Below are 24,985 nucleotides of genomic sequence, written 5' to 3'. Positions count from 1 at the left end.
ATAGGGAGTATTTTTCACCTTTTAGGGGGATTATGATGTTTATTTTAGATCAATACATTGAACTATGGAGTGCTTATGGAAAAGGGGAAAAAGAGGGAGAACAATTGGAAGTAACAGTGCAAAATATATCTGAAACATTATTTTGTACAGAGCGTAATAGTAAATTAATTATAAAAAAATTAGATGAGTTAAATTGGATCAAGTGGTTTCCAGGTCGCGGCAGAGGAAATCGTTCTAAGTTAATATTTCAAAAGGACCCGATATCTTTAATTTTAGATAGAGGAAAAGAAATAACGAAAAAAGGGGATGTGAAAAGCGGGAGCATATTTGTGGAACGCTATAGCTCACATTTTCCATTAGTAAAGGAAGAATATCACTCCTGGGTGGATTCAATATTTGGTCATAAGATTGAAATGACATCTGAAGGGAGAAGAGATGTACTCCGGTTGCAAGTACAAATGAATTTAGATATCACATTAGATCCTGTATACGCTACAATGCGTTCAGAATGCCATATGGTAAAACATATATTCGATACACTCGTGTATGTAGACGGTAATACAAACATTATAGAGCCAAGACTTGCATTTCACTGGGAATATAATGATGCTGAAAAAATATGGACGTTTTATTTACGAAAAGGAGTTCACTTTCATAATGGAAAACAACTTACTGCACATGATGTTATATACTCATTGAATCGATTTATGAAGCTGGAAAATAATGCACACGCATGGATGTTACAACACGTTGAAAGTATTCGTTCAGCGGATGACTACGTTGTCGAAATTCAATTACATACGGAAAATCGAATGTTTTTACATATGCTAAGTGCAGAACAGTGTTCTATCGTGAATAAAGATGAAGCAGGAGAGCTAATTGGAACAGGGCCTTTTCAATTATATAAAAGTAATGAAAATTTGTTCATTTTAGAAGGTCATCCTTTATATTTTCGTGAAAGACCTTTTTTAGATCGTGTTGAGTTGTGGAATGTAGAACAAGGTGTAAGTACATACGATGTTTTAGTAAAGGCGCAGTATAAAGATAAAGAAAAACATAATAAAGAATTGTCTCGGCTTGAGTCGAACGTGACATATATAACATGTAATCATACGAAAGAAGGACCAATGCAAGATGAGTTATTTCGGAAAGCATTATATAAAATCATTCATGGTTATACAATCGTTCAAGAACTCGGCGGAGAACGTGGAGAAGTGGCACAGAAACTAATATTAGCAGGTGAAAGCATTGTAGAGATTGAGGAAGATGTAGAAAGTTTAATTAAAAGGAGTACTTATCATAATGAAGTGCTACAACTCTACACATTTACAGGACGAGATCATGTTGAAGATGCACAATGGATACAAAAAGAGTGTGTGAAGTACGGGATTCGTGTAGAAAATAATTTTCTTGACATAGAAGAGCTATTGGAAGTAAGTACGATACAAAAGGCCGATATGATGCATGATAGTGCCACAATAAGTGAACGAATAGAAGATAGTCTATTATATATGTTTCTTACAAAAAATAGTTTTATTCATGGACAAAGCAGCATGGACTTTCATGAAAAGTTGTCTCCTTATTTTAAACAAGAAGAATTAGAGAAAAGAGTTACACTGTTACGCGATATTGAGGATACTTTGTTACGTCAAATTCATATTATTCCTTTATATCGTAATAAACAAGAGGTAAGTACACATGAAAAAGTCCAAAGTATAATGATTAATTCACAAGGTTGGATTGATTTTTATAATATTTGGTTTAAATCTTGATATATAAGGGCTTTTGCGCATTTTCATAAGATGTGTAAGAGCCTTTTTTTGTATGTGGGAATAGGTTTGTTTTACACATTGTTACCCTACTTGTGATAAAAGTCTATTTACAGCGTAACAGTGTTATGTTACATTGTTATCAGGAAGGGGTGTTATACAGTTGAGTACAGATTTAATTTCAAAAAAAGATTTATTAGAACTAACTGGTATTTCATACGGACAGTTATATAGGTGGAAGAGAAAAAATTTAATACCGGAAGATTGGTTTGTACGAAAGTCAACATTCACGGGTCAAGAGACATTTTTTCCGAAAGAAAAGATATTAGAGCGCATCGATAAGATCCAAACGATGAAAGAGGATTTATCACTTGATGAACTAGCGAATATGTTTTCACCGAGTGTGAGAGAAATTCTTTTAACAAAGGAAGACATTTTACGTAAGGAGATTGCATCAGAACCAGTTTTACAATTTTTCATAGAACAAACGAATAAAACAGCAGAGTTTCAATTTGTAGATATTCTTTATGTGTACATGTTAGAAGAATTACTACAATCGGGAGAGATTAGTTTAGAAGAAGGAAAAATGGTCTTGCAAGTTTTACGTGAAAATTATGAAGCAATTAAACATAAAACTTGTGATTTAATCGTTGTCCGAAAATTAGGGATTTCTACATGTTTATTAGTTTCAAACGTGGACGATTTAATTTTTGAAAAAGGCACTAAAATCGTTTTACGCGAAGCGATTATGAAATATACCGAAGCATTAAAAACTAAATTGTTGTAGTGGAGGAGAAAGTATGCGTACAGATAATTTGATTATAAATGGTTACGGTTCATCCAATGGCGGCGAGTTTCATAAAGTACAATTAAACGGAAAAGGAACTGTGAATGGAAATGTTGAATGTGAGCAATTTGAATGTAACGGTTACGGTGCAGTTACTGGCGATTTGAAAAGTAGCAGTGCACGAATTAGCGGATCTGGTAAAGTCGATGGCACAGTTCATGCTGAAACGATGCGAATTGATGGGAAAGCAACAATTACGCAAGATGTAAAGGCAAACAGTTTGAAAATTGCAGGAAAAGGTACGATAGGTGGAAATGTCACTGGTGAAGAATTTAAGGTCAATGGTCAAGCTACAATTGACGGTAATTGTGAAGTGGATACTTTTTCTTCAGAAGGACAATTTACAATTGGCGGATTATTAAGCGCTGATGAAATAAATATTAATATTCACGGTACATGTCGAGCGAAAGAAATTGGTGGTCAAACGATTAAAGTAAAGCATAGACTAAGTACTTTTAGTAGGCTGTTTAAATCAGTATTTGGTATGCAATTAGAGGCTGAACTATTAGAAGGTGACAATATCGATATTGATTATGCTCACATAAGAACGGTAAGAGGAAATAATGTTACGGTAGGACCGAACTGTGAGATTGAACTAATCGAATATACGGGTGTTCTTACTGTTGATAAAAGCGCAAATGTAAAAGAAATTAAGCAGATTTAATGGAAGGGAGAAAATGATATGGAACATCAACACAGTCTTACTGTTAATGGTTCTGGTAGTTCAGCGGGCGGAGATTATAATAAAGTAAAGATTCGCGGTGAAGGAACGATTTCTAATGATATGAGCTGTAATGAATTTAAAACGTACGGCACGAGTGAAGTGTGCGGTAATATGAAAGTGAAAAGTTATGTCGTGTATGGAGATAGTGAAGTACAAGGAAATGTAGATGCGGAATCTGTAAAAGTATACGGAAATACACAAATGCATAGTGATGCTCATATTGAAAAAATAAAAGTAAGAGGTATGATAGAAGTTAAGGGGAAATTAACTGGTGATTTCGTAGATGTGAAAGGCGCTTTAAATGTAAAAGGAGATATTGAAGTTGAAGAACTATCACTAACTGGTGGCCTTGAAAGTGATGGATTACTTAATGCTGAAAATATTGAAATTTCACTTCGTTATGAAGGTAGCAAAGTAAGAGAAATTGGCGGTCAGAAGATTACCGTTCGTAAAAAAGTGAGATTTATTCCATTTACCAATCATGCTGGAAGCCTCCAAACGTCTATCATTGAAGGAGATGATATCTATTTAGAACATACGATTGCTGAAGTTGTAAGAGGAAACAACGTTACAATTGGTCCTGGATGTGAAATTAGTATTGTAGAATATCATACTAGTTTTAACCAAAAAAGTAATGCAGTCGTAAAAGAACATAAACAAATATAAGTAGTATGAGGGAGAGCAAGGTTATGGTTGAGAAGAATAATAAGCTCGGCTTTGTTGTAGCGGGCTTATTGCTAGGTATTTTAATGGCATCAATGGATAATACCATTGTCGTTACAGCGATGGGAACAATCGTTGGTGATTTAGGAGGCCTTGAAAACTTTGTATGGGTCGTTTCTGCCTATATGGTCGCAGAAATGGCAGGTATGCCGATATTCGGAAAACTATCAGATATGTATGGTAGAAAGAGGTTCTTTATTTTCGGTTTAATCGTCTTTATGATTGGTTCGGCACTTTGTGGTACTGCTGAAAATATTACACAGTTAGGGATTTATCGTGCTATTCAAGGTATTGGCGGCGGGGCATTAGTGCCGATCGCGTTTACTATCGTTTTTGATATTTTCCCTCCTGAAAAGCGTGGGAAAATGGGTGGTTTATTCGGAGCAGTATTTGGTTTATCAAGTATTTTTGGTCCGTTGCTTGGTGCGTATATTACAGATTACATAAGCTGGCACTGGGTATTTTATATTAACTTACCGCTTGGCGTTTTAGCACTTATTTTTATTACATTCTTTTATAAAGAGTCAAGAGTTCATAGAAAGCAAAAAATTGATTGGTTTGGCGCAATTACTTTAGTTGGAGCAGTAGTTTCTTTAATGTTTGCGCTTGAACTTGGCGGACAAAAGTATGATTGGGATTCTAACTTTATTTTAAGTTTATTTGGTGGATTCGCTATTTTAATTATTGCATTCATTTTTATTGAACGTAAAGTAGAAGAACCGATCATTTCATTTGAGATGTTTAAACAACGTTTGTTCGGAATGAGTACAATTATTGCTTTATGTTACGGAGCTGCGTTTATGTCAGCAACTGTATACATTCCATTATTCATTCAAGGTGTATACGGTGGCACTGCAACAAACTCGGGATTATTACTTTTACCAATGATGTTAGGCTCAGTCGTAACAGCGCAGTTAGGTGGGTTTTTAACGACAAAGCTTAGCTACCGAAACATTATGATCATTTCTGCGGTTATTATGCTAATTGGACTATTTTTATTAAGCACATTAACGCCAGAAACAAGTCGTGTATTATTAACAGTGTATATGATTATTATCGGATTTGGAGTCGGCTTCTCATTCTCTGTACTAAGTATGGCAGCTATTCACAACTTCGGTATGGAACAGCGCGGATCTGCGACTTCGACGAGTAATTTCATTCGTTCATTAGGTATGACACTTGGTATTACAATCTTCGGAATGATCCAAAGAACAGGTTTCCAAGATCAATTAGAAGAAGCATTTAAAGGCATGAGCGGGGGAATGAATACAAACACATTAGGGGATTCAAGAGCCATTTTATCAGAATCGGCAAGATCTCAAATCCCTCCGCAAATATTAGATAAGATTATTGATGCTCTTTCTAGTTCAATTGTTCAAACATTCATGTGGGCATTGGTACCAGCTGGATTAGCATTCATATTCATTTTCTTTATGGGAAATGAGCGCATGGTAATTAAGAAAGAAAGAACAAACAAATAAAAAAAAGTGAAACATCAAAAGCGTAATGAAAAAGCTCCTTTCCAATTGGAAAGGAGCTTTTTCGTATGTATGGTGTTAGATTAGCCTTCAATAATTTCGTATTCTTCGTCTGCAAGTAATAAAATTTGTGTTTTCTTACCTTTGTTTTGAACTTCAATTACATCGTATGCACCTAAGTCTCTTACTTTGCTTTGAGAAGCGTTAACCATAACTTCCATAGAATCGATTAAGATATCTTCTTCAATGTATGATTCAGGCAATGCCATATCTTCAGTTTCTAATACACATGCATATAGATTTTGTAAGTTTTCAGCAGTTGGGTTTTGTTCCTCAACATCAATGATGTTTTTTACTGCTTCCATATTTTCTTCTTTTACTTGGTATACTTTAATTTTAGCCATTGTTTTAATCTCCTTTATAACGTAATCGTAGAGGCTACACTTCATTATAACGTTTTTTTCATGAAAGATGAAATTGTTATATGTATTTATAGTAAAAATTATGTGTTATTACTCATTATTGGTGTAATTCCCGTACTAATATTATGAATAGATAACGATATTCCTACGTTAAAGTTATATTGTCCAAGCTTTTTTGTTTTCCTTTCATATATATGTATTAGCTATTCTATATAGAGAAGGGATGGAGTGTAAGTGGATTGTGAGCCGAAACGTGATTGTGGGTGTTGCCAAAATAGTATATGTGAATTTTTACAAAGTCTAGAACCGTATACTAAAGTTGAAAGTATTGTAATAGTAGGAAACGAAATCGTTGTATCTTATTTTCTTTCATTTAATGCGATGAAAGGGATTGTATCATTCGTACAAGAAGACAGTGAGGTTATTTTTGTAGATTGCTCAAAAATTGATGTAATCCGAATAGGAAAAGTTTGTAGTTGCAAATCGAAAGTTAAATATATTGAAGAGGACTTTAGCTTGCTAGGAAATGTGTGCCCGCAATGTTTAACAGAGGGGAGTACAATCTTTTTTGATTTTCATAATCCAGAATTAAATTTATCTTTACAAGCGAAAACAATTGATGCACCTATATGTACTGAATTTACAGATGAACTTGGGAATGTAGTAAAGCAATTTGCAATTGTAGGTGAAGCGATTGTTTCTAAGGATTTTGTTCAAGTACCTGAACTGTTAGATTTTCGATTAGTTTTATCGGATACTGCTGCGAACCCTTTGAAGTTTGGAATGCTGTTCATTAATTTTCCTGATATTACATTCGTTATTCTTTTCGCATCTAGTGGATACTTAAACATTTCAAATTGTTTAAAGGTAGAGAGTGGAACTGGTAATATCGAAATAGAAGAGCTGAAAAAAATGATAAAGGATGACGTTAACACGTACAAGTCAGTTGTTAAATTGACTAAAGTATATAAAAATGGTGAAATGGAATCTTTTATTTCTAAGAAGGAGTTATAACGCATTTTTTGATAAATCCTCATACATTATGTTGAGGGTTTATACATACACGATGTATATTCTAAAGTTTAAAAAGTGAGATACTCTTTTTTTATTAGATGTTATAATAATTTTATATTTGTGAATGATTTATAATTATATAAAAATTTAGTTTAATAGGTGTTTTCTTATATGGTAAATGGTTGATTGAAAAATTATATAAGTTTATTCTAAAAGATTTAGAATAAGATTGATTTTATAGAAGGCGGGAATGTAAATGATACATGAAGCGAATATACATACAAGAAAAAAACTAGTTTCTATGTTTGATGATTTCAATAACGTTATTTTACTTTCTTATTTACAAGGGCATATGGGGACTGCTTGGGTAAATGATCTTGAAAATCCAACAGTAGCACAAGTTACGGTAGGAATTTTCACATTTTACGCTGGAGACCCAAATGTGCAAGAAACAGAAGAGTTATTACGTAACATTCCTGAAAGAATTTTAGTTATCGTAAATAGTGAAGAGTGGAAACAACGCTTAGAAACATTCCATGAAAGAAAAATAGATAAGTTTTTACGCTATAAGTTCAAACGAAATTCAGAAGGTTTTAATCGTTCAAAATTACAGTCTTTTATATCAATACTTCCAAAAGGATATGAGTTAAAAAGAATAGATGAGCATATCGCAAATAGCCCTACATTACATAAAATCTCTGAAGATTTTATAAGTCAATTTCAGTCGGTAGAAGATTATATAAACCGTGGTATAGGTTATAGCATTTTATATAACGGAGAAGTTGTATGTGGTGCATCCTCGTATAGTATTTATAATGATGGAATTGAAATTGAAGTTGCGACTGATCACAATCATAGAAGAAAAGGCTTGGCAACTGTAGTTAGTGCAGCTCTTATATTGGATTGCTTAGAAAATGGAAAGTATCCAAACTGGGACGCAGCGAATACTACATCTGCTAACCTAGCAGAAAAGTTAGGATATGTTTTTGATAAAGCGTATGATACTTATTTTGTGGATAATAGATGAGTGAAGGAAATTACATACTAAAAAATAAATACGCCCTAGTACGTAAGTCTAGGGCGCATTTATTAGTTGGTAAATATCTTCATAACAATCTTATCACATTTTATCTTTTGAATGTTTGGAATTAAAGATATTTATGTGACTTTTTGAAAAAATAAAAGAGCAGCTAGCAAAAGCTAACTGCTCCTCTCCAAGGGAGAATGGAGAAATACAATCATGTTACCTATAGTATTGACGGAACATTGAGTTTTAATCAGCCATTTATAAAAGGAGAGATAAAATATCTTTGATTAATCCTTAGGCTCCGATTAGGAGTACTGATAGAAAAACGATTGAGAATATACTTTTTATTATATTTACAATTTAAATAGTAGAACGTGTTTATCGTAGTTCTCCAAACACCAATTATATTTTTTTAGAATAATTGGATGGACTGCTTCTTTCGTAGTATCGACTTCAGTATAGCCATATTTCTTATAAAAGTTTTCTAATTCCTCAAAAGGAAGACAATATACATCTTGTATTTGTGATTTTTTTACAGTTTCTACTAAAAATGAAACAAGCTCACCAGCTAATTGTAGCCCTCTAAATTTAGGGAGAATAAAAATCCCGCCCATTTCTATAGTATCTGCATCTATTTGGACTAATCGTCCAACACCTGCATACTCGTTGTTATATGTAATAATTGCAACTTTATCTCTCTTTAAATCACTTCGTACAAATCCTATTGATTCATATTGATTATTAATCCATTTTAAATCGTTAGATGTAGCTAGTTGAATACTCATATACATGCTCCTTCCGAATACTAGCGCTCTCTTCATTATATAGAACATAAGATACTATATCAAAGGAACCTTGAGATAGCACATTTGTTTAAGTTATTAGTTAAAAGTGTGGGGTTGCTGGCATTGAAATGTAGGCTTCACCAAATATAGGATAATAATGTTGTGAATTTAGTGTTACATAGTCAAAATAAAAAATAGTTCATGTGTTCGATAACGCACGATTTTTTTAGTGTAGAGAAAATCATAGGGATATTTTAATTAGTAGCTACTGTATTCATTGAAGCTATTAAGGAAATGTGGTAATCGCCAGCCTTAGTGATACAAATCATATTAGGATTTAGTAAAAAAACTCTTCCTGAAAAAGAGGGAGATTAAAGATAAGAGCACTTCGAAAAGTGCCCTTCAGTAACGACTACTCATTCTAAAAATATTATATGAAGTTAAGTGTATTTAAGTATGGGTCTTTTATATAAATGTGAAATGAAAGATGGTTGTCTTCTTGTTAGAAGGCTATTTTTTGTTATTACAAAAAAGAATTAGAAGTAAAATATAAATTCAAGTTACTTGTCCAAACAAATTATTAAAAAATACATAAAATGCTAGTAGTTAGCCAATATTTTAATATTGCTAATTTTTTAGTTTAAAAGGGGTGATTTTATGTGTGATTGTGAAGTTTGTAGACGAAAGAAAAACCGGGATCCATTAAATCGGGATTCTGAACGAAAAAAAGTGGATTCTGAGCCAATAAAAAAGGATTGTGAACCAAAAAAACAGGTTTCTGAGCCAATAAATCAGGATTCCGAATCAGTAAATTCTTATTCATATAGTAAAAATGCAAATTTTTTAGAAGAAGCTATACAAACAGATGAAATCGATCAAGTTTCTGAGGAATATATTGAAATAGTAGATTCAGCAGATGTACAAGTTACTACTACAGATACAAAAGCTGCGCTATCCATCCAAGCTGCGTTACAAGCAGCTATTGTGGTTGTAGTAAGTATTTCTATAGCAGATAGTGAAAAGGCAGATAAAATAACACAAGAATTGTTTCAAAAATCATCTATTAAACAAATTAATAGACAAAAAACATTTATTAAAAATTCCAGAAACGTAACCGTAACAACTACTGATACAGATATTGCAGTGAATATTCAAATTCTCCTTCAAATTTTATTAGCGTTACTAGTTAAACTAAACATTTTATAAAGTGTCTATCCCATTTATATTTAGCTATAATGGTTCACTCAAAGTAAATATTTTTTTGTTGTAATATGTGGTACAAGCTTGGACTTCTTATTATGACTAAATTAAAATTCAAGATTGATGGGAAGGTAAGTGGGGATAACTATACAATAGCAAAGGTGAACTTATTATTTAACAGTAATTAAAACTTATATATGTTAAGTAACGGGAGGCTGTCTTCGCATTAGAAGACAGCCTTTTGATTTCATTAGTAAAAAGAAGGGAAAATAGAAGATTAAGTTACTTGTCCAAGCAATTGTTATTTAAATACATATAATGCTGGTAGTTATTTGAAATTTTTATAGAAAACTGATAGGAGTGAACATTGTAAATGGATGATTTAAATAAATTTTCTTCCTTTAAGTTTGATAAAGATCAAAAGAATATAATTATAGACCTTTTACTCTCAGATATTTTTAATAGGCATGGGATAAATGAAGAAAAACTAAAAAATTTATCGCCAGAAAAAAAGCAGCAAATTAAAAGTATTATTTCTGAAATACAATCACAGGTTAATAATTATTTAGATTGAAAGGGGGTGAACTTATGGAAAAAACATGTCATTCAGATGGAAATAAAAAGTGGAGTGCATTAGATTCTTCAAATCCTCATCCGTCTTTTAAAAATGCTAGCGTTTCAGAAGCAGCTGCGCAAGAAAGTAAAACTTATCAAATTTCTGAAGAATCTATTACAATAGTTGATTCAGCAGATGTAGAAGTTACTACTACTGATACAAAAGCTGCGTTATCTATTCAAGCAGCTTTACAAGCAGCTATTGTGGTTATAATAAGTATTTCTATAGCAGATAGTGAAAAAGCTGATCGTGTAGCACAAGAATTGTTTCAAAAATCATCTATTAAACAAATTAATAAACAAGAAACTGTTATTAGAAATTCTAGAAATGTTACAGTTACGACTACGGATACAGACATAGCAGTAAATGTTCAAATTCTTCTCCAAATTTTATTAGCTTTACTAGTAAAATTAAATATTTTATAAAATGTTTAACCTGTTTTTTTATATAGTGATTCTTACAGGTGAATATAGTACAGGCTATAAATATTAATCATTAACATCGCCAAAATAATAATGAGAAGAATGTGATGGGAAATAAAGTTTGGTTGTTTTATGGAAATTTAAAAGCCATTTCCTTTATTGGATGTGGCTTTTAAATTTTAAACAGTATAAATTTTAAATAGTATAAATTTGAAAAGATTATATTAAGATAAAGAATTAAAATATGATGATACAAAATACTTATAAAATTATTCGTGTTATTGAAAAATGATAAGAAAAAGGTGTTTAAAATAGAACCATTTTCATTAATAGTTCAAGTTTTGAAGAATAGTGCATACAATATAAAGTGTTTTCCTTTCTTCATTTAAGTTTTACGTATATAATTTAAAAGTACTATTTTTATTTTATTATTTTATATTTATAACAGAATAGAGGTTTAAAAATGGGTGTTAAAATCATTACGGATAGTGCGGCGGATTTACCAGTAGAATTGCTGCAAGCATATGATATTGATTTAATTCCACTCCGTGTATATGATGAAGTAGAAACAGAGTATTTAGATGGAGTAACATTAGAGTCAGTTACATTACTGCAAAAAATGAGAGAAGGCGCTGTTTATAAAACGTCATTGCCTTCACTTGAAACTTTCCAAGAAAAATTTGTTTCTTATGCAAAAGAAGGTAATCCTTGTATATATTTAGCTTTTTCATCTGAACTGTCTGGTACATATCAATCATCAGTTGTCATTAAAGAGGAAGTAAAAGAAACATATGCAGATTTAGATTTAGAAATTATTGATACGAAATGTGCTTCGCTTGGTCAAGGGCTTGTCGTATTAGAAGCTGCTAAAATGGCAAAAAACGGCGCATCAAAAGAAGACATATTAAAACGTGTCGCTTTTCTAATGAACCATATGGAACATATCTTCACTGTAGCTGACTTACAGTACCTTGTTAGAGGCGGGCGCTTAAGTAAAGTAGCAGGATTTATCGGTGGTTTATTAAACATTAAGCCGATTTTGAACGTGGAAGAAGGAAAACTTGTCCCACTTGAAAAAGTACGAGGGAAAAAGAAAGTATTAAGCCGTATTGTTGATATCATGGAAGAACGTGGAAAATACCTTAAAGGTCAAACAATCGCTATGACTCACGGTGACGACTTAGAAACAGCTGAAGCGTTAAAAGCATTAATTACTGAAAGATTTGGCTGTGAAGTATTTATCGTAAATACAATTGGTGCAGCAATCGGTGCACATACAGGTCCTGGCGTTATAACGTTATTTTTCTTAAATGAAGTAGAGTAAAGGATTGATCTTTTGATCAATCCTTTTTTATTTTTTAATCTGTGATAATCGGTCGATATGGTATGGATGAAGATGAAACCTTTGAAGTTAGCCTATATCAAATGCAATCGTGTAGAGGGAGTATTTTTTATATGTGAAATGATACTTTATGGTAGAAGAAAAGATATAAATAAGAATGCATTTATAGAAATCTGAATATTTAAGGATATCGAAATTTTTTTATTTCATATATAATTGTGTAGGAAGAAATATCTGTAACTATTTGTAAAAATAGGGGGCGGCTATAAAAATGCAAGAAATTGCTAGATGGGATTTAAATCGATTGTATTTGAATGAGGATATTCTATTTCCGATTTTAGAGTTGAAAGAGCAATATTTTGTAACAAAAGATGTAGAGGTTCTTTCAAAGCTTATACAAGCTATTGAAAAAGCAGAATACTATTTGTATTGTCAATGGGTTGAAGAAAGTGTTTCATCTGACCTTACTAAATTGAATGTGAAAGTGAAGGAACTAAAAAGTGAAGTACAGCAAATAATAAAACATAGTGAAGTAGAAACTTCCGATAATATTAATATTAAGTTTATAAAAAATGAACTTAGTGCGTGGGAAGATATGTACATACAATTACGGGATAGGATAGAAATAGAGCACAATAATAAACAATTATCCTTTGGACAAGCAAATAATATTGCAATGAATAGTGAAAATGAAAAGGAAAGATTAGAAGTATTCGAGTTACTTACAAGTACTTTACATAAGGAAAAAGAAATCTTTGCTACTGTATTAAATCAAATAGGGAGATTGCGTAATGCAAAGAGTAATGAAATAGAAGATAGAGAGATTTTAACACAATCTTTTCATGCGAATGGCATTTCAGAAGCTGTATTATTCCAAATGTGGAATGCGACAGAAGAAAACCTTGATAAATTAGTAAGTGCTTTAAACGTGTATAAGAAGGGAAAAGAGTCAATTACATGGCATGAACTTATGACAGTAAAGGAAAGTAATGAGGTTATAATTCCTTTTTCAGTAGCAGTACAAAACGTTTATGATGCATGTAAGAATATTGATGAAGAATTAGCAGAATTTGCACGTAATGCGATAGAAAGTGGATGGGTAGATGCTGAACCGAGAGAGAATAAACCACCAGGTGGGTTTTGTGCTCCATTTTTCAGTGAGAAAGAATCACGAATTTCAATGCGCTATGATGGGAGTATAGATAGTGTAAGAGTGCTCGCTCATGAATTAGGACACGCTTGGCATTTTTATAATATGAGTTTCGAACAATCTATATCTTTTTTAGATGATAATTTGCCAATGAGTACGGCTGAATCAGCATCTATTTTCTTTGAAACGGTACTCTTAAATTATCTAATTGAAACAACGGATAGTAAAGATATGAAAAAGTCATTACTTAGCTGGAAAATAAGAAATAGTTTTAATTATGTAATGGCAATACGAGCATCGTATCAGTTTGAAAAAACATTTTATGAAAAATGTAAAGAGGGTCCTTTAAGTGCTGATGAAATTGAGAAATTATCTATAATGGCACAGAAAGAAGCTTATGGAAATGCTTTAAGTGAATACCAACCGTTTGTATGGATGAAATATATTCAATTTTATATAGCAGATGTTCCTTTTTACAATTATCCATACACATTTGGATATTTAGTAAGTTTTAGTTTATTAGAAATCGCTCAAGAAAGTAAAGGTACTTTTCATTCGAAATATAAAGAGTTTTTACGAGAAACAGGAAAGGTTCCAGTAGAGGAGCTTATGAAAAAATATTTTGAAATAGATATAAGAAATTATGAATTTTGGAATAAGGCTTTTATTCAAATTTCTAAAGATATTGATGAATATTTGCAGCTTATGTAAGGGGAGAGTATAGTGGATCAGCAGTTTATAAAAGGTATACCTTTTTCAACTTTAGAATATGCAAAAGCTATAAGTTTATTAAAAGGTTGGCTACATGAACAACAAGAGAAACCAAGGTTTGTAGTAACTGCAAATCCTGAAATTGTTATGTCTGCAAAGGAAAATACGGAAAAATCAAAGCAGTTTAAAAAGATGTTACTATCTGCGGATTTAATAACAGCGGATGGGATTGGTGTCATAATTGGCTCGAAAATATTAAAAGGAACTTTGAAAGAACGTGTTACTGGAGCGGATTTAACTCACGATTTAATAAAATATTGTAACGACAATGAATATCGTGTCTTTCTTTTTGGAGCCGCTCCAGAAAGTAATAAAAAGGCATTAGAAAAATTAAATGAGCAGTTCCCAGGAGCGCAGTTTAAAGGACAGCATGGATTTGTAAATGGTGAAGAAATAGAAGAAATAAAAATGAAAATTAAGCAATTCAAGCCGCATTTACTACTAGTAGGACTAGGTTCACCAAAACAAGAAGAGTTCATCTATGAAAACATACAAACATTAAACGTTCCGCTATCTATTGGTATCGGAGGCATGATTGATATAATATCTGGTACTGTAAAAAGAGCACCGAAAATGATGAGGGATACCGGAACTGAATGGCTGTATAGGTTACTCTCACAGCCGAAAAGGTTAAAGAGACAACTTGTACTTCCGAAATTTTTATTGTCGGTTATGTCTGAGAGGATTAAAGGGATTAATTAATAAAGGAGACTACATACATGAACAGAATCGGCATTATTGGAGCAATGCAAATTGAAATAGATTTACTTTTAGAAAAACTAGTTATACAAGAGGAACAGACAATAGCGGGAATGCCTTTTTATATTGGAGAATTCATGGGAATAGAAGTAATTATTACACGTTCTGGTGTAGGGAAAGTAAATGCAGCTGCATGCGCGCAAACATTAATTCATAAATTTGATGTAGACTCTATCATTAATACAGGCGTTGCTGGTGGGTTACATCCAGATGTAAAAGTTGGCGATTTAGTTATTTCAACTAACGTAACCCATCATGATGTAAGTAAAAATCAAATGAAAAACTTATTTCCGTTCAAGGAAGAATTTATCGCAAGTAAGGAATTGGTAGAGTTAGCACGTAAAGCATGTAATAGTAGTAGTTTACGTACTAGGGTTCATGAAGGAAGAATCGTCAGCGGTGAATGTTTTGTTGAAGATTCAAAGTTAAAGGCGAAATTAATAGACGAATACGCACCTCATTGTACAGAAATGGAAGGAGCAGCAATTGGACATGTCGCCTACATAAATGATATACCGTTTCTTGTTATAAGATGTATTTCTGACAGTGCAGATGATGAAGCTCAAGTTTCTTATGATGATTTCGCGAAAACTGCCGCAAATTATTGTTCAGAAATTATCGTTGAGATGCTGAAAAATATATCGAGTAATACTTATAGTTCAAAAGGGGAGAATGACATGTTACAAGCGTTAATTTTTGATATGGACGGAACGTTATTTCAAACAGATAAAATTTTAGAATTATCGTTAGATGATACTTTCAATCACTTAAGATCACTACAACTATGGGATACAGTAACACCAATTAATAAATATAGAGAAATTATGGGTGTGCCGTTACCGCAAGTTTGGGAAGCTTTATTACCGGACCATTCTATTGAAGTAAGAGAACAAACAGATGCATATTTTTTAGATAGACTAATTGAAAACATAAAAAGCGGAAAAGGCGCTTTATATTCAAATGTAAAAGAAATATTTACATATATAAAAGAAAATAATTGTTCAATTTACATTGCTAGTAATGGTTTAACTGAATATTTACGAGCAATCGTAACTTATTATGCTTTAGACAAGTGGGTGACTGAAACGTTTAGTATTGAACAAATACAATCGCTAAATAAAGGTGACTTAGTTAAAAGTATTATGAACAAATATGATATAAAAGAGGCAGCGGTAGTTGGTGACAGGCTATCTGATATAAATGCAGCGAAAGACAACGGTTTACTTGCGATTGGATGTAATTTTGATTTTGCGCAAGAAGATGAACTTGCTCAGGCTGATATAGTAATAGATGATTTAATGGAGTTGAAGGGGATATTATCTGAAGTGAAGAATACGCACGCTATAAATTACATAAAGTAACAACCATAAAAATGCTCAGAATAAATGATTCTCGAGCATTTTATATATTTTCGTACTTAGGGGGAATGGACTTGAAAGATATACATATTCAACAAATAGAAAAATTAATGGGATATGAATTCAGTCATCTCGTTCAAGACAGTGAAGAAGAAGGTTTTAATTTCCTTATAAGGCTAATAAGTGAATATAAAAACGAAATAAATACATTCAATAAAACTGGAGAATGTTTATATGGTATTTTTCAAGGTGATATGTTAATTGGAGTTGGAGGTTTAAATGAGGATCCGTACACAAAAGACAATAAGATTGGGCGGTTAAGGAGATTTTATATTTCAAGGGATTATCGGCGTTTAGGGTTAGGGAACTTATTATTAAACCAACTATTATGTCATGCGGAAAAGTATTTTGAAGTGATTGTTTTACATACTGACACGAAGCAAGGGGATGTGTTTTATACTGCGAATGGATTTGTAAAAGGGGGATTATATAAGGGATCGAGTCACTACAAACTATTATAGAGATTGCTATCCAAATAATAGCTACGAACAGGTTTTTTGTTGGTAAATCGATATATCTTAAAAATCGCTGATATCTGAAGTTGCGATCCTTATATTAAAAACCAACTTTTATAATTTCATTTACTAAATTGTTATTATAAAAAAGAGCACCTTAGCTTTTAAAATTTAGCTTATAAGGTGACTCCTTTTCAGTCAATTACGTTTTAACGTTCATTTGTTTCAATAATAATCCTGGTTTACCTTTTACATAATAAAAATGCGGATTATTTTCATCATCATAAAGCATAATATAAGGCTTTTCATTTAGTGGGAGCAGTATAAGTACTTCGTCTATTGTAGTGTGTAACCATTGATTAGTAATAGAAACCGGCTTAGATAATGGGATTTTTATCATATAGCCATCTTTTGGAACGACATTTAAGTTTTTAAATGGACCAGTAATTGCTTTAGCGTATTGAACTGCTTCTTTTTGGACTATTGGATCTAAAGATTGTTTTTGAATGACCATTTCTTTTTGACAATCAAACACTTCAATTTGTTGATTTGTATTTGCTAATGCATTTGTTGATAATAGAAATAAAAGAAGAGAAATGACCCCGATTTTTTTTATCATAATACAACACCTCACCATTACTATCCCCTCAAAAGCTTTAAATATTTTTCTGTCACATTCATGTAACAAAGATGTTGTATGATACAATTGGTTTTTGTTTAAAAGCAATGGAGGAAAAAATATGAAAGTTTTAATTGCAGATGACGAACAAGATATGTTAAGAATTTTAAAAGCTTATTTTGAAAAAGAAGGCTTCGAAGTTTTATTAGCGAAAGACGGAGAGGAAGCACTTCAAATGTTTTATGATGAAAAAATTGATTTAGCAATTTTGGATTGGATGATGCCGAAACATAGTGGTATTACTGTCTGTCAGGAAATAAAAAAGAATTCAAGCGTAAAAGTGTTAATGCTTACGGCGAAAAGTGAAAGCGAAGATGAATTAGCAGCGCTTCAAAGTGGGGCAGATGAGTACGTAAAAAAACCATTTCATCCAGGAGTACTAATTACACGAGCGAAAAAGCTTATTCAGCATGATGATATTATTCAAGTACAAGATGTAAAGATAAATTTCGCCAAAAATAAAGTATATAAAAATGATATAGAGTTAGAAATTACAAAAACAGAGCTCGAATTAATAAAATGCTTTTTAAATCATAAAGGAACGATTTTAACTCGTAAAAAATTGCTAGATATTGTATGGGGATTTGACTATTTTGGAGAAGAGAGAACTGTTGATACACATGTAAGAAGGCTGCGTAAAAAAATTGGAGAAAATATTATTAAGACGCATCGCGGGCTGGGCTATAGTTTGGAGGAACAAAGTGAATAAACTTGGAAAAAAGTTATTTTTCAGTATTTCTGCAACTGTTATTCTCATCTTTATGATTTCGTTATTATTCATTAACAATCTCTTACCGAACTATAATATTTATAAAACACGTGAAAACTTAAATAAATTTACAACACAAATACAAAATACAACAGTGGAAAATATAGAGGATGTTATTCATACAATTGAAAGTGAAAACAACGTTACAATTGCGTATACGCCAATTAATCAGTCAGAAGATGCTATGAACGAAGCATTACGCATGCAACTTACGAAAAAGAAAGTGACGTTAAATAAGCTTTGGATTACGAAAGACGAAGTCATGAAAGTGAAGACGGAAGGGCAATCGAATAAACTGTACGATCAAGGAAAGGTAAAAGCGAGTTTTTTTGCTAAATATATTGCGAAAGATGATACGATAATTTTAATTGGGACTTCTATTGCGAATTCAAATGAAATTATAAGTACGTTAAATACATTTTACTTATACATCGTATGTTTCTCGCTGCTTCTTATTATTTTACTTGTGTGGATACTTTCAAAAATAATAACGACGCCACTGAAAGAGCTAAGTGATGTAGCTCAGGATATTTCACATTTGCAGTTTAAAAGAACGAAAGTGAAAACGAATGATGAAATAGGAGAGTTGGCCAATAGTATTAATATCATGAGCGAAAAACTACATGAAGCACATCAAGATTTAACTGATCGTAATGAACATTTAAAACGATTTATGGGTGATGTGACGCATGAATTAAAGACACCGATCGCATTAGTAAAAGCATACTCTATGGGGATTAAAGATGGACTAGATGATGGGACTTACGTAGATACAATTATTAAACAAACAGATCAAATATCAAACTTAATTGAAGAACTATTACGATTTTCTAAACTAGAAAGAGATATTTTACAAAAAGAAGAATTCCCTATTGAACCACTGGTCCAGAGTATATTAGATAAGCATCAGATTGAACTGGATTCGAAAGAAATTAACTTGCAAGTAAACTGTAATACGAGCGATACAATCGTTTATGCAGATTTAAATAAAATGAGAATGGTATTTCAAAATTTAATTTCTAATGCAATAAAATATTCAGCAAATCAAAACATAATAATTACTTTAGAAGATAGAAATAAAAGTATATATTTTCAAATAAAAAATGGCATTCATACGGAAAAAATTAAAGATATCGATAAAATTTGGGAGCCTTTTTACGTACTAGAATTTTCTCGTAGTAAAGAAAAATCAGGTACAGGATTAGGACTAGCGATAGTGAAAAGTATTTTAGAAAGACATGGTTTTGAATATGGAGTTTCCTCTATAGATGGAGAAATTCAATTTTATATAAATGTGAAAAAGGATTAATGAAAATATTAGTCCTTTTTGCAGCTTTAGAGGTTAGCGATACAGGATGAATCACCATAATTTTCAAAATTGATGTATTAAATGGAGAATTAGCAAATGTTCTACTTTCATTAAATTCACGTGAAGTTCACAGGGAAACGTTACATTTACATAGTTACATTTGAATTTAATGAAGTGAGGTATTCGGATTTGAAAAGAAAGAAATTAGTAATAGGTAGCATTTTAATGGGGATGACGTTATCTTTATCCGCATGTGGTTCATCAGATAATATTGTAACTACAAAATCAGGAAGCATTTCAGAAAGTGATTTTAACAAAAAATTAAAAGAAAACTACGGTAAACAGAATTTATCTGAAATGGTAGTAGAGAAAGTATTAGATGATAAATATAAAGTTACGGATGAAGAGGTAACGAAACAACTAAAAGAATTAAAAGACAAGATGGGCGATAATTTTAATACATATATGGAATCTAATGGTGTGAAAAATGAAGATCAGTTGAAAGAGAAATTAAAGCTTACTTTCGCTTTTGAAAAAGCTATTAAAGCAACCGTAACGGAAAAAGATTTTAAAGATCACTATAAGCCAAAGCTTCAAGTTAGCCATATTTTAGTGAAAGATGAAAAGACAGCAAAAGAAATTAAAGAAAAATTAAATAGTGGCGAAGATTTCGCGGCATTGGCTAAACAATATTCAGAGGATCCAGGTTCTAAAGAGAAAGGTGGAGAACTATCTGAATTTGGACCAGGTATGATGGTGAAAGAATTTGAGGATGCTGCATATAAGTTAGAAGTTGGTCAATTGAGTGAACCTGTTAAATCTTCCTTCGGATATCATATTATTAAGTTAACGGATAAAAAAGAGCTTAAATCGTATGAGGAAGAGAAAGAGAATATTCGTAAAGAATTAGAACAGCAACGTATACAAGATCCTCAATTCCATCAACAAGTTACTAGAGATCTGCTTAAAAATGCAGATATAAAGGTATCTGATAAAGACTTGAAAGATACCTTTAAAGAGTTAGAAAAATAATAAATGGAATGTAAGACAATCGATAGAAATATCGGTTGTCTTTTCCTCTATTTATCCCGCTATTTGCCGGGCAGTAAGACCCCCACTTCAAAATTCAGTGGAAGCAAAGAAGTTAGACGGGGGCCCTGCTGCTCGTAAACGCCCGATTGGTGAGTGCTGATTACAGTTTCACTTTATAAAGAAGGGGGGAGTGGGAAAATACTTTCACACCTGCATTAAATTTTACTTAATAAGAAATCTTTGAGTTTCTCAACTTTTATATAAAAATAAAACTGAATTTTCAGTTATTTTTTATATAGTAAAAGAGAACGAATAAGGGGAGGGAACATTTTGAGTAAAAAGAAAATGGCAATTACACTGTCAGCAATGCTATCTGCAACAATTATACCTAGCTTTACTATGGATGTGCATGCAGAGAAGAAGGAAGAGACTAAAAATACGAAAATTGAATTAGAAAATGGGATGACAAAGCCGATTTATTCTCTCGATGAAGCTATTATCGAAAATTTATATGTAGAGACAGAAGTTGATAGTGATCGCGACGGTAAGAAAGACAGAGTATCGATAAAAGTTATGCGTCCAAAGACAGATCCGAATGTGAAGGTTCCTGTTATTTATGAAATGAGTCCATATCGATCTGGATTAAAAGATGTTCCTGTATATAATGTAGATGAAGAATTGTATGCGTATGAAGGAAAACCGTATGGAGCAGTTAATCTTGGTTCGTATGGGAACTATTACGTGCCAAGAGGTTATGCAGTTATTCTAGGCGAAAGTATCGGTACTGGAAAATCAGATGGATGCCCTACAACTGGAGATGAACAAGAAATACTCGGTACAAAGTCTGTTATTGATTGGGTAAACGGTCGCGCGAAAGCATTTACAGAACAGGGTGAGGAAGTTCAGGCAAATTGGTCTACAGGAAATGTAGGTATGACTGGAGTTTCTTATAATGGTACATTACCAAATGCTGTTGCGACTACTGGAGTTGAAGGTTTAAAAACAATTATTCCAATCGCAGCAATTAGTAGTTGGTATGATTATTATCGTGCAAATGGTGCAGTCATTGCTCCAGGCGGATATCAAGGAGAAGATACAGATAATATGGCAGAAGCAGTACTGACAAGAAAGAATCCAGAAGTTTGTGGTCCGATAATGACAGAACTTACTGCTGGACAAGATCGGAAAACGGGTAATTATAACGATTTTTGGGATAAAAGAAATTATGTAAAAGATGCTAAAAATGTAAAAGCGAGTGTATTTGTTGTTCATGGTTTAAACGATTGGAATGTTAAAACGAAACAGTTCGCACAATGGTGGGATGCTCTTGGAGAAAATGATGTACCTCGTAAAATGTGGCTATATTAAGGTGGACACGGTGGGACATCAAGTAATAACTGGCAGCAAACACAAAATAAATGGTTAGATTATTGGTTGTACGGAATTGAAAATGGAATTATGGATGAACCAATGGTTGATGTGCAAAGAGAAAATAAATCGTGGCAAAAGATAAAAAATTGGCCAGATCCAGCGGCTGTACCTTCAAAAATCCGTATGTATTTAAGTAATAAATCAGTCAATTTGCGACTAAGTATGGGATCGGTTAATAAAGTTTTCTCATTCGTAGATGATGCACAAATAAAATCAAATCAATTAGTAGCAAACCCAGAATTAGAAGTAGCCAATCGATTAGTATATACAATGCCTGTACTGCAAAAAGATACGCGTATAAGTGGTATACCAAAGATTTCAATTACAGGAAATATTGATCGATCTGTATTAAATTTAACAGCATTACTTGTTGACTATGGAGGAGCGAAGCCGGAAATCGTAACGAGAGGCTAGATGGATCCACAAAACTTAAAGAGTATAGAAAATTCAACAGCGATTCAACCGGGCAAAGATTATGCATTTACATGGGACATGCAGCCAGATGATTATGTATTTAAAGTGGGGCATCAAATCGGAGTTGTTTTAATTGCAAGTGATTATGATTATACAATTAGACCGAAAGCTGGAACGAAACTTACAGTAAAATTAAGTGAAGTGACATTGCCGATTGTGAAATAAATATTTTTTCTAAAGAGCTTACTAAAGTAAGCTCTTTAATTTACAGTCTGAATTTTTAATTTTTATATTTCAAATTGGAAGGTTATGTAATACAATATCATTATATTCTATGGAAAGTGAGTGATATATTATGACAGTCAGCTCTTTCAAAATCTCATTAAAATTCGAGGTACAGGAAGATTAGTTGAATTGAAATCTTCCGTACGTAAAAACGGAGGAGAAAATAAATGTTTAGTTTTTATAGTACACTTTGTACGGAACTGTATGATTACACAAAACCAGTCGGTTATTCTTTGAATGGTGATATTGAGTATTACAAAGAACGTTTAAAAGATTGTAGAGGAAGAATCCTCGAAGCTGCAGTAGGTTCAGGGCGTGTCATCATTCCACTTCTAGAGGCTGGTTTTACAGTAGATGGGATAGATTATTCACCTGAAATGCTAGATTCTTGCCGTAAGCGCTGTAAAGAGAGAGGCTTACATCCTAATTTATATGAAGGAAGCTTGCAACAATTATCACTTCCGCATAAATATGAGGCAATTATCATTCCTACTGGATCTTTTTGTTTAATTGAAAATCGTGTCGATTCTATAAACGCATTGAAATATTTTTATGAACATCTTAATCCAGGCGGACGATTAATCGTAGATATTATGCTTCCGTATGACTGGAAGACTGGGGAAATTCATACATCGACTTTTTCTTTGCCGAGCGGAGACGGAATCACATTAGAAAATAAATCAATTGAAATAGATTGGCTGAACCAAGTTACTGTATCATATTTGAAATATGAAAAGTGGAGTAAAGGACAGTTAGTACAAACAGAACTACAACGCTTTGCGGTACGTTGGTATGGAATAGAAGAGTTTAAACTTCTGTTAGAAAGTATAGGTTTCTCTAATATTACTTGCTCTGCTGAATATGCTTATAAAAACGAACCGTCAAATGCAAATCAAATGTTTACTTTTGAAGCTGTGCGAAAAGAATAGAACTAATACTATGAATAAAAAAATAAGGCAATCGATTAAAAATCGGCTGCCTTATTTTTAATTTTATGTAATTGTTTATAGAGAAAGATCGGAGGGAAATAAATGAAACTTATATTAATATTTGGCCCACAAGCAGTTGGGAAAATGACAGTGGGTCAAGAATTAGCAACATTAACCGGTTTAAAACTTTTTCATAACCACATGACAATTGATTTAGTAAGTCCAATTTTTGATTACAGTACGACAGAAGCAAAAAGGCTAGTAAGTTTATTTCGTAATGAAATATTTGAAGAAGTATCTAAAAGTGATTTATCTGGAATGATTTTTACGTATATATGGGCATTTGACCTCCAATCGGATTGGGATTATATACATTATGTAGAAAGTATTTTTGAATCAAAAGGTGGGACAGTGTATTTTATAGAGCTGGAAGCGGAATTAGATGAAAGATTAGAACGGAATAAAAGTCCGAATAGATTAGAACATAAACCGAAAAATAGAGATATTGAGTGGTCTCAAAATAATTTGAAAGAGACGATGAAAAAGCATAGATTAAACTCTCTTCATGGTGAAATTGAAAAAGAAGAGTATATAAAAATTAATAACACGTATTTGAGTGCAAAAGAAGTAGCGGAAATGATTAAAGAGAAGTTTCAATTGTAAAATTTTTGAAGTCTATTTCGTTTCCATTGTCTAAGCATTCTCCTACTAATTACATATACTATTTATGTTAAAATCGGTCGCTATTTTAATATATATAACTATACAGGGAAGAGGAGAGAATAAATTTGGAAAACGTAGAACAAGATAGAATTGAAAATCAAGTGTATTCAAATCGTGTAGTAAGATCAGAATTTGATGCGAATTGGGAAACTTGTATATCAAAGAGTGGTTATGTAATTTATGTAGCAACAAGTAATAATGCTGAAGTAATAGTGCTTCTTGCAGATGGTTCAAGTAAATTATTAATTTTTGAAAAAGGCGGTAAAGTAGTAGTAGGTGGCGGTGGAACAAGTCATTACAGTAAGCCGCATATTGCAATAAATATTTAAGGTAAAACATGTTAATTGAGAAGAAGCTGGAAAACGGTTAGTCATTCATATTTAGAGAATGACTAACCGTTTTTAAATGTGGTTTTTGAAGAATTATATAAGCAATATAAAAAGCATTTCCTATTTCGGCAAATGCTTTTTATATGTTATAGTATAATAGTGT

Annotated in this window: 24 protein-coding genes and 1 pseudogene; 22 read left to right on the top strand and 3 right to left on the bottom strand. The window is 32.3% G+C overall.

Translation table 11 applies throughout. The features are described 5' to 3' along the window. Positions 1–35: 35 nt before the first annotated feature. The 5 genes from NZ044_RS14230 to NZ044_RS14210 all read left to right on the top strand — a co-directional run bounded on the left by NZ044_RS14230 (position 36) and on the right by NZ044_RS14210 (position 5,544). Positions 36–1,772, top strand: coding sequence for an ABC transporter substrate-binding protein (locus NZ044_RS14230; protein WP_098506190.1), 1,737 nt, complete (start codon positions 36–38; stop codon positions 1,770–1,772). A gap of 160 nt (positions 1,773–1,932) precedes the next feature. Next, entirely contained in the window at positions 1,933–2,556 is a 624-nt protein-coding gene (locus tag NZ044_RS14225; protein WP_000102242.1) for a YhbD family protein, read from the top strand. 13 nt (positions 2,557–2,569) lie between these two features. Then, positions 2,570–3,280, top strand: coding sequence for a bactofilin family protein (locus tag NZ044_RS14220; protein ID WP_001258382.1), 711 nt, complete (start codon positions 2,570–2,572; stop codon positions 3,278–3,280). A gap of 18 nt (positions 3,281–3,298) precedes the next feature. Beyond that, positions 3,299–4,006, top strand: a complete 708-nt coding sequence (locus NZ044_RS14215) for a hypothetical protein (protein WP_000401029.1) — start codon at positions 3,299–3,301, stop codon at positions 4,004–4,006. A 23-nt stretch (positions 4,007–4,029) separates the two neighbouring features. Then, positions 4,030–5,544: an MDR family MFS transporter gene (locus NZ044_RS14210; RefSeq protein ID WP_118961922.1), complete on the top strand. Its 1,515-nt coding sequence runs from the start codon at positions 4,030–4,032 to the stop codon at positions 5,542–5,544. Between the two features lie 80 nt (positions 5,545–5,624). On the opposite strand, the gene NZ044_RS14205 is transcribed toward NZ044_RS14210, so the two are convergent. Continuing rightward, on the bottom strand, positions 5,625–5,945 hold the full coding sequence (locus NZ044_RS14205; protein WP_001062742.1) for a hypothetical protein: 321 nt from the start codon (positions 5,943–5,945) through the stop codon (positions 5,625–5,627). 252 nt (positions 5,946–6,197) lie between these two features. On the opposite strand from NZ044_RS14205, the gene NZ044_RS14200 reads away from it, so the two are divergent. Next, positions 6,198–6,977: a BC_2878 family exosporium-associated protein gene (locus tag NZ044_RS14200; RefSeq protein WP_000340384.1), complete on the top strand. Its 780-nt coding sequence runs from the start codon at positions 6,198–6,200 to the stop codon at positions 6,975–6,977. Between the two features lie 256 nt (positions 6,978–7,233). Beyond that, a complete protein-coding gene (locus NZ044_RS14195; RefSeq protein ID WP_000581062.1) occupies positions 7,234–8,004 on the top strand; it encodes a GNAT family N-acetyltransferase in 771 nt (256 codons plus the stop codon). A gap of 353 nt (positions 8,005–8,357) precedes the next feature. Here NZ044_RS14195 and NZ044_RS14190 read toward each other — a convergent pair whose 3' ends face one another. Further along, positions 8,358–8,789, bottom strand: coding sequence for a GNAT family N-acetyltransferase (locus NZ044_RS14190; RefSeq protein ID WP_000027164.1), 432 nt, complete (start codon positions 8,787–8,789; stop codon positions 8,358–8,360). 657 nt (positions 8,790–9,446) lie between these two features. Between NZ044_RS14190 and NZ044_RS14185 the strand changes: the two genes are divergently transcribed. From NZ044_RS14185 to NZ044_RS14150, 8 genes are all read left to right on the top strand, one after another. Continuing rightward, the gene (locus NZ044_RS14185) at positions 9,447–9,995 is read left to right on the top strand and encodes a spore coat protein (protein ID WP_000332789.1); all 549 of its coding nucleotides are present in this window, start codon (positions 9,447–9,449) and stop codon (positions 9,993–9,995) included. Between the two features lie 367 nt (positions 9,996–10,362). Then, a complete protein-coding gene (locus NZ044_RS14180; RefSeq protein ID WP_000342252.1) occupies positions 10,363–10,563 on the top strand; it encodes a spore coat protein in 201 nt (66 codons plus the stop codon). A gap of 14 nt (positions 10,564–10,577) precedes the next feature. Continuing rightward, positions 10,578–11,030, top strand: a complete 453-nt coding sequence (locus NZ044_RS14175; RefSeq protein WP_000415813.1) for a spore coat protein — start codon at positions 10,578–10,580, stop codon at positions 11,028–11,030. A gap of 460 nt (positions 11,031–11,490) precedes the next feature. Then, positions 11,491–12,351 carry a DegV family protein gene (locus NZ044_RS14170; RefSeq protein WP_000538298.1) on the top strand — a complete coding sequence of 287 codons (861 nt, stop codon included), beginning with the start codon at positions 11,491–11,493 and terminating at the stop codon, positions 12,349–12,351. A 289-nt stretch (positions 12,352–12,640) separates the two neighbouring features. Then, positions 12,641–14,230: a M3 family metallopeptidase gene (locus NZ044_RS14165; protein ID WP_063675457.1), complete on the top strand. Its 1,590-nt coding sequence runs from the start codon at positions 12,641–12,643 to the stop codon at positions 14,228–14,230. 12 nt (positions 14,231–14,242) lie between these two features. Continuing rightward, positions 14,243–14,992 carry a WecB/TagA/CpsF family glycosyltransferase gene (locus NZ044_RS14160; RefSeq protein ID WP_000372659.1) on the top strand — a complete coding sequence of 250 codons (750 nt, stop codon included), beginning with the start codon at positions 14,243–14,245 and terminating at the stop codon, positions 14,990–14,992. A 17-nt stretch (positions 14,993–15,009) separates the two neighbouring features. Further along, the gene (locus tag NZ044_RS14155; protein ID WP_001079712.1) at positions 15,010–16,410 is read left to right on the top strand and encodes a 5'-methylthioadenosine/adenosylhomocysteine nucleosidase; all 1,401 of its coding nucleotides are present in this window, start codon (positions 15,010–15,012) and stop codon (positions 16,408–16,410) included. Positions 16,411–16,481: 71 nt separating this feature from the next. Then, positions 16,482–16,928, top strand: coding sequence for a GNAT family N-acetyltransferase (locus NZ044_RS14150; protein ID WP_000651675.1), 447 nt, complete (start codon positions 16,482–16,484; stop codon positions 16,926–16,928). 196 nt (positions 16,929–17,124) lie between these two features. On the opposite strand, the gene NZ044_RS14145 is transcribed toward NZ044_RS14150, so the two are convergent. Then, entirely contained in the window at positions 17,125–17,541 is a 417-nt protein-coding gene (locus tag NZ044_RS14145; RefSeq protein WP_000591776.1) for a hypothetical protein, read from the bottom strand. Between the two features lie 121 nt (positions 17,542–17,662). Between NZ044_RS14145 and NZ044_RS14140 the strand changes: the two genes are divergently transcribed. The 7 genes and pseudogenes from NZ044_RS14140 to NZ044_RS14110 all read left to right on the top strand — a co-directional run bounded on the left by NZ044_RS14140 (position 17,663) and on the right by NZ044_RS14110 (position 24,822). Further along, positions 17,663–18,310 (top strand): response regulator transcription factor, encoded by a 648-nt coding sequence (locus NZ044_RS14140; protein WP_000865984.1) that lies wholly within the window; start codon positions 17,663–17,665, stop codon positions 18,308–18,310. Next, entirely contained in the window at positions 18,303–19,679 is a 1,377-nt protein-coding gene (locus NZ044_RS14135; protein WP_001037226.1) for a sensor histidine kinase, read from the top strand. Before NZ044_RS14140 ends, NZ044_RS14135 begins: the two co-directional genes overlap by 8 nt. Before the next feature lie 189 nt (positions 19,680–19,868). Then, positions 19,869–20,711 carry a peptidylprolyl isomerase PrsA gene (locus tag NZ044_RS14130; protein ID WP_015945822.1) on the top strand — a complete coding sequence of 281 codons (843 nt, stop codon included), beginning with the start codon at positions 19,869–19,871 and terminating at the stop codon, positions 20,709–20,711. A 330-nt stretch (positions 20,712–21,041) separates the two neighbouring features. Then, positions 21,042–22,781: pseudogene (locus tag NZ044_RS14125) on the top strand (Xaa-Pro dipeptidyl-peptidase). Between the two features lie 227 nt (positions 22,782–23,008). Further along, positions 23,009–23,770: a class I SAM-dependent methyltransferase gene (locus tag NZ044_RS14120; protein WP_000490920.1), complete on the top strand. Its 762-nt coding sequence runs from the start codon at positions 23,009–23,011 to the stop codon at positions 23,768–23,770. A 102-nt stretch (positions 23,771–23,872) separates the two neighbouring features. Next, on the top strand, positions 23,873–24,433 hold the full coding sequence (locus NZ044_RS14115) for an AAA family ATPase (protein WP_098506183.1): 561 nt from the start codon (positions 23,873–23,875) through the stop codon (positions 24,431–24,433). 125 nt (positions 24,434–24,558) lie between these two features. Beyond that, on the top strand, positions 24,559–24,822 hold the full coding sequence (locus NZ044_RS14110) for a hypothetical protein (RefSeq protein ID WP_000432422.1): 264 nt from the start codon (positions 24,559–24,561) through the stop codon (positions 24,820–24,822). The last annotated feature ends 163 nt before the right edge of the window (positions 24,823–24,985 follow it).

This window comes from Bacillus sp. FSL K6-1338, from assembly GCF_038006965.1.
Classification (GTDB): Bacteria; Bacillota; Bacilli; order Bacillales; family Bacillaceae_G; genus Bacillus_A; species Bacillus_A thuringiensis_S.
Note: the sequence above shows the minus strand (reverse complement) of the source record. Positions and strands in the feature narration are given on the sequence as shown.